The sequence below is a fragment of the Oceanobacillus locisalsi genome (genome assembly GCF_042675985.1).
Classification (GTDB): Bacteria; Bacillota; Bacilli; order Bacillales; family Amphibacillaceae; genus Oceanobacillus; species Oceanobacillus locisalsi.
In genome coordinates, this window is record NZ_JBHTKK010000015.1 from 58,126 (window position 1) to 71,521 (window position 13,396).

Annotated in this window: 12 protein-coding genes; all 12 read right to left on the minus strand. The window is 39.2% G+C overall.

Features of this window, described 5'->3' with window-relative positions:
* Positions 1–194 precede the first annotated feature (194 nt).
* The 12 genes from ACFQ19_RS12650 to ACFQ19_RS12705 all read right to left on the minus strand — a co-directional run bounded on the left by ACFQ19_RS12650 (position 195) and on the right by ACFQ19_RS12705 (position 13,387).
* Complete coding sequence (locus ACFQ19_RS12650) at positions 195–974, minus strand: hypothetical protein (protein WP_379592612.1); 780 nt, start codon at positions 972–974, stop codon at positions 195–197.
* Positions 975–1,191: 217 nt separating this feature from the next.
* A complete protein-coding gene (locus ACFQ19_RS12655; protein WP_379592614.1) occupies positions 1,192–2,550 on the minus strand; it encodes a GntP family permease in 1,359 nt (452 codons plus the stop codon).
* Between the two features lie 28 nt (positions 2,551–2,578).
* Positions 2,579–3,727 carry a galactonate dehydratase gene (gene dgoD / locus ACFQ19_RS12660; RefSeq protein ID WP_379592616.1) on the minus strand — a complete coding sequence of 383 codons (1,149 nt, stop codon included), beginning with the start codon at positions 3,725–3,727 and terminating at the stop codon, positions 2,579–2,581.
* Between the two features lie 45 nt (positions 3,728–3,772).
* Positions 3,773–4,402 (minus strand): bifunctional 4-hydroxy-2-oxoglutarate aldolase/2-dehydro-3-deoxy-phosphogluconate aldolase, encoded by a 630-nt coding sequence (locus ACFQ19_RS12665; RefSeq protein ID WP_379592618.1) that lies wholly within the window; start codon positions 4,400–4,402, stop codon positions 3,773–3,775.
* 12 nt (positions 4,403–4,414) lie between these two features.
* Positions 4,415–5,368, minus strand: a complete 954-nt coding sequence (locus tag ACFQ19_RS12670; RefSeq protein WP_379592620.1) for a sugar kinase — start codon at positions 5,366–5,368, stop codon at positions 4,415–4,417.
* The gene (locus ACFQ19_RS12675) at positions 5,369–6,130 is read right to left on the minus strand and encodes an IclR family transcriptional regulator (RefSeq protein ID WP_379592622.1); all 762 of its coding nucleotides are present in this window, start codon (positions 6,128–6,130) and stop codon (positions 5,369–5,371) included.
* 1,336 nt (positions 6,131–7,466) lie between these two features.
* Positions 7,467–8,447 carry a C-terminal binding protein gene (locus ACFQ19_RS12680; protein ID WP_379592624.1) on the minus strand — a complete coding sequence of 327 codons (981 nt, stop codon included), beginning with the start codon at positions 8,445–8,447 and terminating at the stop codon, positions 7,467–7,469.
* A 190-nt stretch (positions 8,448–8,637) separates the two neighbouring features.
* A complete protein-coding gene (locus ACFQ19_RS12685) occupies positions 8,638–9,660 on the minus strand; it encodes a GNAT family N-acetyltransferase (RefSeq protein WP_379592626.1) in 1,023 nt (340 codons plus the stop codon).
* A complete protein-coding gene (locus ACFQ19_RS12690) occupies positions 9,657–10,532 on the minus strand; it encodes a MurR/RpiR family transcriptional regulator (protein ID WP_379592628.1) in 876 nt (291 codons plus the stop codon). The genes ACFQ19_RS12685 and ACFQ19_RS12690 overlap by 4 nt, the downstream gene beginning before the upstream one ends.
* A gap of 136 nt (positions 10,533–10,668) precedes the next feature.
* Positions 10,669–11,820, minus strand: a complete 1,152-nt coding sequence (locus ACFQ19_RS12695; protein WP_379592630.1) for an exo-beta-N-acetylmuramidase NamZ family protein — start codon at positions 11,818–11,820, stop codon at positions 10,669–10,671.
* 18 nt (positions 11,821–11,838) lie between these two features.
* Positions 11,839–12,456, minus strand: coding sequence for a YesL family protein (locus ACFQ19_RS12700; protein ID WP_379592632.1), 618 nt, complete (start codon positions 12,454–12,456; stop codon positions 11,839–11,841).
* 43 nt (positions 12,457–12,499) lie between these two features.
* Entirely contained in the window at positions 12,500–13,387 is an 888-nt protein-coding gene (locus ACFQ19_RS12705) for a carbohydrate ABC transporter permease (protein WP_379592634.1), read from the minus strand.
* Between the last annotated feature and the right edge of the window lie 9 nt (positions 13,388–13,396).

Genomic DNA, 13,396 nt, shown 5'->3' on the forward strand with positions numbered 1-13,396 from the left:
AGGGATGAAACAAAGGACAAAGCTTTTACGCAACTCACTCAAAAGCTTTGTCCTTATTTTTCCCTTGAAAATAGTGTAAAAAAACAGCTGTACTTAACTTTATTCGTTCAAATGTGTATACTTTCTTTAAGTGAAAAAAAAGACGATTTCCTAAGATCGTCTTTTTTTCATAAAGAAATGCGGGTTAAATTGTATTACCAATCAAAAAAGTATTTTAACATCAAAACAATCAGTGAATATCCTATTGCCCCTGTTAAAAACCATTTAAAGTGCGCTTCTCTTTCCGCCGGCATTTCATATTTTATCACGTTTAAAATCATTGCACCTGAAATAAAGGAGAAAATAATAGCAAGAATAAGTGTATCAAATGTTACAAATGAGCCTACCAGCCAGCCAATAACGATTCCTGCCGCTAGAACATACCGCCCGTATTTATTATACATTTCTGAATTTTCTCTCCACATATCATGAGCTACTGCAAAAAAGTGAAGGCCGATAGCTGAAGAATAAAAAGCAACTTGAATTCCTTGTACCTGAGACTGAATAACCACAAATGAAATTAACATATTATAAATGCTGAAAAAGAAAATTTGCACCCAAAAAACGCGTCTTTCTATCACTTCTATCTCAGATTCATCTGATTTTTTCTCTGATCTATTCAACGAACGATTGACTACATTTTGAATACCAAAAAAAAGCAGCATACCAATTAACCCGACGAAATATAACTCGGATTCCATGGCCAATCCGTCTGTATCTTCCAAACTTGCCTGTTCTTCATGGAAAGCTGGAAGCACATAGACAAATATATATGCAGCTGCAATCCCTCCAGAAAACGATAGCCAACGATCTCTTTTTATCCGGTCAGAAGGAAGAATCTGGTTTGTTAATAAATGAATTGTAATCAATATAACCCCAACAATAAACGCTCCTAAAGTCACCTTACACACTCCTACACCTTTAAAAGTCTTCATTTCCTTCTATCACCTATACCCTTATTTATTTGCTGAAAAACTAAGGAGAGCCGGGAAGTATGCTTTGTAATCAGTGGGAGTTTTACAAAAATCCTTCGATGAGACGAGTAAACACAGTGCCAGTCCCAGCTAGTTATTCTGCGATAAAAAAAAGCACTCTCCCTAATTACAAAGGAGAGTACTCTATAAATTGATAACCTTTTATTTATGTTGTTGTTTATGAAATAAAAAAGCTTATAATGAATACAACGAGGAAACCGATTCCTCCAACAAGCGTTTCCATCACGGTCCATGACTTGAGCGTATCCTTTTCAGACATTTCGAACAAACGGTTAACAAGCCAGAAGCCGGAATCGTTCACATGGGAAAGAACCGTTGAGCCAGATGCAATAGCGATTGTAATTAATGCCAACATTGGTTGAGATGGGTTAGCCATTTCCAGGATAGGTGATACTAATCCTGCTGCTGTAATCATTGCGACAGTTGCAGACCCTTGAGCGACACGGACAAATGTCGCAATAAGAAACGCAAGCAGTACAAGCGGGAATCCGGATGCGGCCATGATTTCTCCCATTACATCACCGACACCGCTTTCAATCAACACTTCTTTGAAAACACCGCCTGCTCCCGTAATCAAAATAACAATTCCTGCAGGTTCAAGCGCTTTTGTTGTCATGGATTGCATTTCATTTTTCGTCATACCGCGCCGTTTACCAAGGAAATACATCGATAAAAGTGTAGCTATGATTAAGGCAACAAATGGATGTCCAATAAACGTAATGACTTCTTTGAAAATACTATCATCCAGTAAAACATCGCCTGCTGTGTTGAATAAAATCAAAACTAACGGCGAAAGGACTAAGAAACAAATTAAACCAAAGCTGGGGAGAGACCTCTTCTCTTCACCGGCTTCTTTTCTTGCTGCTTCTTCCTTTGCAATGTGTTCAGGAACGTTAACGTGAACTCTTTTTCCAATATAACGACCAAATAACGGCCCGGCTATAATCATAGATGGAATACCGGCAATAATCCCAAATAACATTACCCAACCTAAGTCGACACCAAGTACAGAGGCCACTGCAATCGGGCCAGGCGTCGGCGGGATAAATGCATGGGCTACTGCCAATCCGGCTAAAAGCGGAATTCCGTAGTAAAGCAATGACTTTTTTGTACGCATTGCCAAACTATAAAGAATAGGAATCAAAATAACCAGGGCAACATCTAAAAATACGGGTATAGCTACAATAAATCCTGTTAACCCCAGCGCCCACTGAGATCGTTTTTCACCAAATTTATCAACAAGGGTAAAAGCGAGACGCTCTGCACCTCCGGAGGCTCGGAGTACTTCTCCGAACATAGCACCAAGACCGACTACGATAGCTATAAATCCTAAAGTGCCTCCCATTCCGTCTTCCATTACTTCTAGCAGGAAACTCGGTTCCATTCCTGTAAAAATACCAATGAAGATACTAGCAATTAGCAGCGCTAAAAAAGCCTGCATTTTAGAGTGCATAATTAAATATAGTAGAACAGCAATACCTAAAATGGTTATTAATATTAAACCGGTTGAAGACATTTATTTTCCTCCCTTTTGTATTTGCTCCTTACCACTCCGCTACACTATTATCTGGATGACGCCAAATCGGATTTTTCCAATTATGTCCTTGTTCCGCCATCTCACGTACATGCTCCTCGTTGATTTCAATTCCTAAACCAGGTCGGTCGGGAATATCAACATAGCCATCTTTATATTTGAATACGCTGTCATCTTTTAAATAATCTAATAAGTCAGAGCCCTGATTATAATGAATACCCAAACTTTGCTCCTGAATAAATGCATTGTGACAAGTTGCATCTACCTGTAAACATGCCGCTAAGGCAATCGGACCTAAAGGACAATGCGGTGCAGCCGCTACATCAAACGCTTCTGCCATCGATAAGATTTTTTTGTTTTCTGTAATGCCGCCAGCATGCGATAGATCCGGCTGAATAATGTCTGCATACCCATCTTTTAATAGATTTTTAAAATCCCATTTTGAATACATTCTTTCTCCCGTAGCTATCGGAATGACGGTGTGATTAGCAATATCACGCAATGCTTCATTATTTTCTGGTAAAACTGGTTCTTCAATAAACATCGGGCGGAATGATTCCAACTCTTTTGCCAATACTTTTGCCATAGGCTTATGAACGCGTCCATGAAAATCAATCCCTATTCCAATATATGGGCCAACTGCTTCACGAATAGCGGAAACATTTGCTAGGACACGATCTATTTTTTCATAAGAGTCAATATATTGCAGTTCATCTGTGCCGTTCATTTTAATAGCAGTAAATCCTTTATCAACTACTTCTTTGGCAGCTGCTCCCACGTCAGATGGACGGTCTCCGCCGATCCAAGAATATACTTTAATAGACTCTCTCGCCTTTCCTCCAAGCAACTGATGGATCGGGACATTCAAATATTTTCCCTTGATATCCCAAAGTGCTTGATCAATACCTGAAATAGCACTCATTAATATCGGTCCGCCCCGATAAAAGCCACCACGATACATCACATTCCAATGATCTTCAATCTGCAACGGATCTTTTCCAATTAAATACTCCATGAGTTCCATGACTGCTGTTTTAACAGTAGCAGCTCGTCCTTCAATCACCGGCTCTCCCCAACCAGTGATTCCTTCATCTGTCTCTATCTTTAAAAATAGCCATCTTGGTTGTACTTGAAACAATTCATAGTTTGTCATTTTCATAACTGTCTACCATCCTTTTGTGATTATCTGTATGACAAAAATCTTTTATTCTGCAGATACTTCCTGAACAAATACTTTGGCTTTTTCGGTCAGTTTCTGCACATATGCTTCATTTACTTCCGCTTTTGTATTCACAAGAGAGCTGCCAATTCCAAACGCAACTGCTCCAGCCTTTTGAAAGTCACTAATATTATTTTCATCCACTCCTCCAGTTGGTACTAAGGGGATATGGGAAAGCGGCCCGCGGATATCCTTTATATAACCCGCTCCAATACTTGCTGGAAACACCTTTACTAAATCTGCTCCTGTTTCATAAGCTGTTAAAATTTCTGTCGGTGTAAATGCCCCGGGTATACTTACTTTTCCATAGCGTTTTGTTATTTTTATGGTTTCTTTACTGACTGTTGGTGATAAGATAAAATCTGCTCCTGCATCGATAGCAGCCTTCGCAGACTCCGGATCTAAGACCGTTCCAGCACCGACTTTCATTTCTGCTCCAAATGTTTCCTTCAACTGTTGAATTCCTTCGATTGCACCCGGGGAGTTTAATGTTACCTCAATCAGACGCACACCTCCTTCTTTTAGAGCTGCTCCAATTTGTAACAAATCTTCTTTCTTAGCTCCGCGAATAATCGCAATAATTTTATGATGATAGATTGTCTCAAGCGTATTCATAAAGATTCCTCCCTATCGATTGACATCATCCTGTAAATTAGCTCCCATAAATTCCTGTAATTGTTTTCTAGTCGGCAACCCTTCAATATCACCATCAACCTGCGTTACTAAAGCACCCATAGCACAAGCTCGTTTCACTGCATCTTTCCAGGATAATTCGTCTAATAACCCTGATAACAATCCTGCTGCAAAACCATCTCCTGCTCCAACCGGATCAACGACATAAGGAACGGCATAAGCATCTACCAATCCATTTTTGTCTTTTGTTTCATAGTATGCGCCTTTTTCTCCCAACTTGACGACGACTGATCCAGCTCCAAGCTCTCTGCATCTTTGACTAATTTCTGCCGTCTCCGTTGTGTTAAATAAAAAATCACCTTCTGATTTTCCTGGAAGCACAATATCCGATAAGCCGATAATTTTTTTAATTTGTTCTGCGCCACTCGTTTTACTGTGTAATTTTTTCCTGATATTCGGATCGAAAACAATGGTTACTTTTTCTTGCTTCGCCTTATGGAGAAGTGCAAAAACCGCTTCTTCACAAGACTGGCTCAAAGCAGGAGTAATCCCTGTTAAATAAAGATACTTTGTATTGGAAACATGGATGTTTTCCATATCCTCCGATGTCATGTTGCTGGCAGCAGAGTCTTTTCTATAATAAAAAATCGAACTTGTTTGCGCATTTGTTTTTTCTTTTAGGAAAAGTCCAGTAGACGCTTCCTTATCTTGTTTGACATACGTTGTATCTACACCTTCTCCTCTTACAGCGCTTACAATTTTCGCGCCGAGTTCATCATCCCCTACTCGGCTGATCCAGCTGGTCTGATGACCAAGCTTTGCCAGACCTATTAACGTATTTGTTTCTGCACCAGCAATTCGTGCAGAAAAGTCATTTGCATAGCGCAATTGTCCACTTGTTTTTGGAGAAAACAATACCATTGTTTCCCCAATGCTTAAAACATCCATTTACACACCTTCCTTACTCACATATCCAAGCTTTGCTGAAATAGCTGCTGCTTTTTGTTTTAAATGCTTTATAATTCTCTCTTTCTGTCTTAGCATTCTTTCTTTTGGTCCAGCCACGCTAACCGCTGCCTGGATTTCACCATTCATATCAAATATTGGAGCTGCTAAACAGTAAAGACCATCCTCATTCTCCTCGTTATCAATGGCGTACCCTTGCTGTTTATATGCTTGCAGTTTTTTTTCTAATTCTTCTTTATCTGTAATGGTTTGATCGGTAATCGTTTTCAATTCAACAGTATTTAAATAATTTACCCGATCAGCTTCATTCATAAATGCAAGGTAAGTCTTTCCAAGCCCTGTGCAATATAGCGGCTTCTGCCCGCCCGGATAAGCAGAGGTTTTAATGGAGCGATTGCTGTCAATCTTCGCAACATAAACCAATTCTTTATCTGCTAATACTGCCATAAACACTGTCTCTTCTACTAATTCCATTAATTCTTTTAAAGATGGATAGCCTAAAGAAGATATATCTAAAGATTCCATTGCTGCATTACCAATCGGAATCAGTTTCGGTCCTAAAGTAAAACGATTTTGCTGATTAACAGATAAGTAATTTTCATGAAGCAGTGTTTTAATTAATCCTGATGTACTACTTTGTGGCAACTGCAGCATTTCACTAATTTCTTTAATTGTCATTCCATCCATATTTGCACTTAATAATTCAAAAATCCGTAAAACACGTTCTGCCGATTTCACTGACATACATTCACCTCTAATCACATATGTGATTTTAAATCTTGTATATGATTTTTATAACTAAACTTTAACACGTCTTTTTTTAAATAACAACTATAAAATGAAACTTCATACAGTGGGAGTTTTTCGAAACACAGCTCTTTATTTTGAGACGGGAGTTTTACGGACGGTTCTCCATAATAAATTTATTTCCATCTGTCATACAATCTAAAAAGTGGCTTTCTACTTCAAAATGTAGAAAGCCACTTTTTTATCATTCTAGTGCGTGTTCAAAACCCCCATGACTTACCAGACACCGCAATGAATGAAAATCCCATTTTCGTATAAAAGTTCGATAAAAAGGACCAAGTCGGCTAAGTGCGCAACGTCCTGGAGCCTTAGATTACTCACCCCACCGAAGTGCGTTGTCTCAGGCGCCGACACTAGCACGTCGTGTGCGTCGGAAGTTCAAGGCGACTAGCAAATTCTAAACGGACTTACGCGTGTTGTGATGACTTCTGTTTTGTCCACAGGACTTGGACGTTCTTAACAGAAGTTCCTTCGTGCTTTATAATACGTGAGTAACGGTTTTAGTGGGGCGAGTAATCGCAAAAGCTCTTCGATGGGACGAGTAACCGCAGCAGCGGTTTTAATAGACCGAGTAATCGCAGGTCTCAATGTTGTCAGGTTAATGAATTTTGTGAAATTTACTCAAATTATGCGCTTAAGAATAAGCATATAATCCTTGCTGTTTTAGGATAAACATGCTCTCTATTATTATGCTTGCTTTTGGTTAGAGCCCCCTTCTATTTTTTGAACAAGATATGGTGTATAGCTTCCGCTCCGGCCAACCACTACGCTTTCCATGGGGACGGCTTCAGCTAACTTGAAAAGAAACCCGCTTTTCAAGTGGATCTTCAGCTCGCCCTGTTCCCATAGGAGTCTACGTGGTTGGCCTGCGCTCTGATGGGATGCTACAGCTTTTGGAAGAAATAACATCCTAATGGAGTTAAATGATTTTATTTGTTCAACTATTTCATGTATAGAACATCCCACTAGCGGAGGCGGACCGTTTTGACTCCTGAGGGATCAGCACCATCTGAAGATCCACTTTTGCCAAGCGATCTTCTTGGCAAAAGTTAGCTGAAGAGCGTGCCCCTAGGAAAGCAAAACGGTCCGCCGCAGCGGTTATACTAACCTGACAACATTGGTAACCGCAGTCCCAGCCCCATTGGAATTTGCTAGTCAACGCACTTCCGCAGGATGCGGTGGTTTCTACGCCCGCCACACCGACGTGGGCGTTCTTAGTAGAAGTTCCTTTTCCTGCCGCGTCATTTTTATTGGAATTTTTGAACATCCTCTTCTAGGTATTTTTATTTTTTCGGGGAAGAACAACGTATTTAGGTTCAATCCCTATTAAAACATCTGCCACATTCTGAGCTGTTTTGATTTTTAATTCTTCCTGCGCCTCAACAGAATGCCATGCAGCATGCGGATTAATAAGTACTTGATCCATTTTCAGTAATGGATTATCAGCTGAGATGGGTTCCACTTCTAGTACATCTAATCCTGCTCCGGCTATTTCATTATTATGTAAAGTTTGAATCAAGGCTTTTTCATCAATTAATGCACCTCTGGAAGTATTCACAATAAATGCTTCTTCTTTCATTAATTTCAATTGTTCTTCACCAATCATATGGTACGTCTCGTCTGTTAACGGTGTATGAACAGAAATAAAATCACTTTGGTGTAATAAATCATCTAACTCTACCAATTCAACATTGTATGCTCTTGCTACTTCTTCCGATATAAATGGATCATAGGCAATGACTTTCACACCAAAAGCCTGGCTTTTCTCTGCTACTCTTCGTGCGATATTCCCAAAACTTAATAATCCCAGCACACGATCTCTCAAGCGAAAAATCGGCAGGCCAGCTTTAAAATCCCACTCTCCACCTTTTACTTGTTGATTAAATAAAGGTACTTTTCTAGCTAGCGATAATAGTAATGTCATCGCATGGTCCGATACTTCGTCTAAACAGTAATCGGTTACATTACAAACGGTAATATTTTTCTCAGCAGCTGCATCTATATCAATTGTGTTAAAACCTACTCCATATCTAGCTATAACCTTACAGTTTGATAATCTCTCAATCACTTTGTGGCTAATCGGAGCATACTGATTAATAATCGCATCTACATCTTTTGCTACCTCGATAACCTCCTCTTCTGTTTTACATTGTGCATGAATAAATTCAACATCAGGAATAAATTTTCGAATAATCTTTTCCTCTATTTCTACGGAAGCGTATTCATAATCTGAAAATAAAACTTTGTATATCATTCTATTGAAACCTCCTTAGTAAATCCGATTTATACATATAACTATCACTTATATAATATAATAAAAATGCTTTTTCAAGAAGCAATTTTAGCTGGAATGCATTTTAAGGTTAACTATTTAACAGTAAAAAACTGATTTTCAGACATCTCTTCCTTTATATCTAAGAAGAGGTGCCTGAATAAACACGTACTTACATCTCTTTCTTATAAGCAGCATATGTTTTCCAAATGTCATATCCCAACTTATTATAAAACGCAACCAGCCCTGTCCAATCGATCACAATACGGGAAATACCCCGTCTTCTTAAAAAATAAATTCCTGCTTCAACAACAGCTAAGCCATATCTTTGTCCGCGTTCTTTTTCATCTACCCCTAAAGGTCCAACCCCGCCTAACTTATCCTGAAACAAAGGAGCCCAGTACACATTTTGAGCGATTATATTTGATTCTGCATCATTTATTCGGCAAAACGCAATTATTTTTTGCTCTTTCTTCAGAATCGCAAATTCTCTTCCTGTTCCGCCCTGTTGAAAGTAATGAATCGCTTCATACTCCCATCTTCCCGGGAAACAGCGATGTAAAAATTCAAGAAATAATTCCTTATCCCCTAGCTCTAGAATACTCCATTCTGCACCATCTATATTTGGGTTTTCTATTTCATCATTAATACGATATTTTCGAATCATATCATGTTCTGTACCATTGTTTTTATATCCTTTGCGTTCAAACCAGGCTTTTGTTTCTTCCATTTCCATTGGAATGCCGGGAAAGTAATGCCACGGATCGCGTCCCAGCAGGATTTGATTTACACCCGCCTTTTTTAATTGCGCCTCGGCATTTGCTAATAATGTTGAACCAATTCCTTGATTTCTCTGACCTTGTTTTACAAGAAGCACTTGAATCCATCCGATTTTCTTATTTATACCAACGTCCAGGTTTTCTTGATATCTTTTGGCAACAATAAATCCGACAACATGATCGTTATCATCCACGGCAATAGCTGAAGCTTGTTTACATATATTTTCATCTTTGAAACTATTTTGTTTAAATAACTCTTTTCGCATTGGAAAGTCGTTTCCAATTTCCTGGTTCCATAATTCAACAAGCGCATCTATTCGGTTGTCACGCCACGCCTCTAACTTCAACATCGATTGCTCCCTTCTTTTTAATGATATTGGTATCACAATGATTACAACTGCTACAACACTCTTCATTTTTTTATTTTCTCATTTCCTTTTTTAAAGAAATCAACCGCATCTCTTGTTTCATCCAGGTACTTCACTGTAACAGGATACTGTAATGTAGCGACACTCATAAACACAATATCCATGACCTGCAGCTGCGCTATTCGGGAAGACGTGGCTCCGCTTCGGAAAATCGGTTCTCTTGTCGTCGATGTATATAGTTTGATGTCCGCGTGTTCCGTAACGGGCCATCTTCCGTATTTTGTTAAGCTGATTGTTTTTACTCCTCTTTTTTTAGCAAGATGAAGCATATTAGCAATTTCAATGGTTTCGCCAGAAAAAGAAATGCCGAAAACAACATCGTTTTTGTCCATATTGGCAATGACCGTCGCCGCCATATGCATGTCTTCAAATACATAAGCCTTTTTATTAATTCGAATAAACTTTTGGACCGCATCCCGCGCAATCATGCCGGATGCACCCACCCCAATGAATAAAATATTTGAAGCATCATTTATCAATTGTACTCCTGTCTGCAATTGATCCATATCGATTAAATGCGCTGTTTCTCTGATTGTCTGAATACTGTTATTGGTCATTTTATCAATAATAGATAAAGGTGTTTCATTTGGATCAATATCACGAAAACCGTCCTTTTCATTTCTTTGTAAATCCCCCGCGATGCGGATTTTTAAATCATGGAAACCTTTCAGATTCAATGACTTACATAAACGAATCACAGCTGCTCCGCTTGTTTTGCTGCGTTCCCCAAGCTCCTTTGCAGTCAATGAAATCACTTTTTCCGGGTTTGTTAAAATATAATCGGCTATCTTTTTTTCTGATGGCGGGAGACTTGAAATCATTTCATTAATTCTCGTTATTCCACCGTTTACAAAAGGCAATCGGATCAACTCATTTCTTTTTCTCGCTTCTTGGAAAAATGGCTTTTTATCAAGTATTTAAGAAAAGCAACGAATGCTTCTTATTTATCAGCCAAATCTGTTGGCAAATAGAATCGTTTAGTCCTCATCATCGTTCTTAACGATACAATAAATACTTTTCTCTCGTTTGTTGAAATGCTTCCAATTCGTGTTGACTTTCTTCTAAATAACAAGCCGCTTCTCCTGCTGCAATATATTGTCTTAAACGCTTGGTGCCTGCCAGTAAGTCAAAGAAATACTTGCCATTTTCATTTTGAGTAAACTGGAATTGGTTGGGATAGGCAGTTGCAATTGTTTCAACTAAGGTAACACCTGCTTGTAAAGCATGAAGTGCATCGCGATTTTCAATATGAAGCTGCACACCTCCACAGACTTCCCCTTCATATTTTTGATAGGCAGGAACAAAAGATATTGGCCGGGCAAGCACCCCGGGTATATTTTTATCATTGTATACTTTCGCAAGCTTCTGCCCGTCTATAAAAGGTGCTCCAATCCATTCAAATGGTTTGGTTGTCCCTCTCCCCTCTGATATATTCGTCCCTTCGATAAGACAGGTTCCTGGATATAAGATAGCCATGTCAATGGTAGGGGTATTCGGGGATGGCGGGACCCAGTATAGATTCGTCTCATCAAAATACATCCTGCGTTTCCATCCTTCCATCGGTATGACAGAAAGGTCGCAGAAGTAAGCGAACTCCTTTTGAAATAATAATGCCAATTCTCCAACCGTCATGCCGTGACGATTTGGAATTGGGAGTAAGCCGACAAAGGAACGCACATCTGGTTCTACCAAATTCCCCTCTATGTTCACCCCGGAAACCGGGTTGGGCCGGTCAAGAACAATCAGCTTCTTTCCATATTCCTTACATGCCTCCATGACACTGGCCATCGTATAAATATACGTATAATATCTGGAGCCAATATCCTGTAAATCAAATACAAGCACATCCACATTTTCTACCATTTCTGCACTTGGTTTTCTCGTTTCTCCATACAAACTGTATACTGGCAGTCCCGTTACGTTATCAATAGAAGAGGATACTTTCTCTCCTTCTTTTGCATCTCCGCGAATACCATGTTCCGGAGCATATAAAGCAACCAGGTTCATTGCCGGATGTTCCGCAAACAAATCAATAGATGGTTGAAGCATTTCGTTTACACCTGTCATATTCGTAACCAGGCCAACTCGCAGGCCTTCCACCTGTTTATATCCTTTTTCTAAAAATACATCCAGACCTAAACGTACCAATATGGACACCTCCATTTTTTATGCAAGACTTTCTTCCATTTTCGCAAATGTTAAATGGACTCCCCACATGAGAATATATGCAATCACGCTGCCGCCAAAGAAAAAGAGTAAAACAGGAATAGTTATCAACGAAAGGTAGATAAGCGCAATGACGATGCCAAGAAGAAATACCGTTAATAAAGGATGCCCGATTCCAATAAGCAGTGCCCATTTGATATAGTCCAGCGGTCGTAATTGAAAATGGGCAAAAAGCGGAAAAAGATAAAGCGCAATCACAGCTAATAACAAAAATAAACCAACAACTGCAAAGCTTGCCATCGTATACGCGATATGTTCCTGTGTCCGTAAAATTTGAAATTCCATTGTCATGAGATAACCCGTTCCAGCCAGCATATAACCCAACACATTAATTTTCAAAAACTCTTTTTTATAAGACTTCCAAAAAACCTGGAAGACAGGAATATCTTTCTCCCCTTGAACCCACTTGCGCACCACAGCAAACATCGCTGCCGTAGCCGGAAAGAATCCAAACAGACCCAATCCAAGCAGGGAGAATGCAATCCATAATAAATTGAGATAAGCAAATCTTGTAATCCATAAAGCAAAACGATAATATCCGGCAACAAAACCATTCATCGCTATCCCTCCCGTCTATCTCAAAAATTATTTCCAGTTTCATTTATTCTTTAATAGAGCCTATTAACACACCCTGTACAAAAAAGCGTTGCACAAATGGATAAATTAATAATAATGGCAGCGACGATACAATAATTACTGCATATTTGATCAGACCGGCTGTTTTCACCTGATCCACCAGCGATTCGGCTGACCCGCCCGGATCATTCAATTGCATTTGGTTTACAACAAGAATCTCTCTTAAAATCAATTGCAATGGATACTTATCCCGATCTGATAAATAAATCAAAGCGTTAAAATACTGGTTCCATAAATTAACGGCATGAAACAGTGCCATAACCGCAATAATCGGCAAAGACAGCGGTAATACAACTCGCATAAAAATATAGAAATCCGAAGCGCCGTCAATTTTAGATGCTTCTACTAATTGATCCGGTATGCTTTGCTGGAAAAAAGCTCTTGCAACTAGAATGGACCAGGCTCCTACTACGTTCGGAATAATAATTGCCCACATCGTATCGAGCATCCCCAGTGATTGGACAACAAGGTAAGTAGGAATTAAACCACCGTTAAACAACATCGTAAATAAAATAAACCAGAGGATAAGTTTTTTAGCCATTAATTCTTTACGTGACAATGCATAGGCACAAGGCAATAAAACAAATAAGTGAATAGCCGTACCTACCGCCGTGTAAATAATAGTGTTTTTATAGCCGAGCCAGATGGCATCATTAGCAAAAACACGTTCATATCCTTTAAACGTAATATCGACCGGCCAAAGCCACATTTTTCCAGAACTGACTGCTTGCGGATCACTGATAGAGGCACTTAGAACAAAGATTAAGGGATAGACAATCAATACTAAAATAATCAGAAGAAATATCGTATTGATTAGATCAAACCCTCTATCTGACAGCGTAAATCTTTTCATTTTCTACAC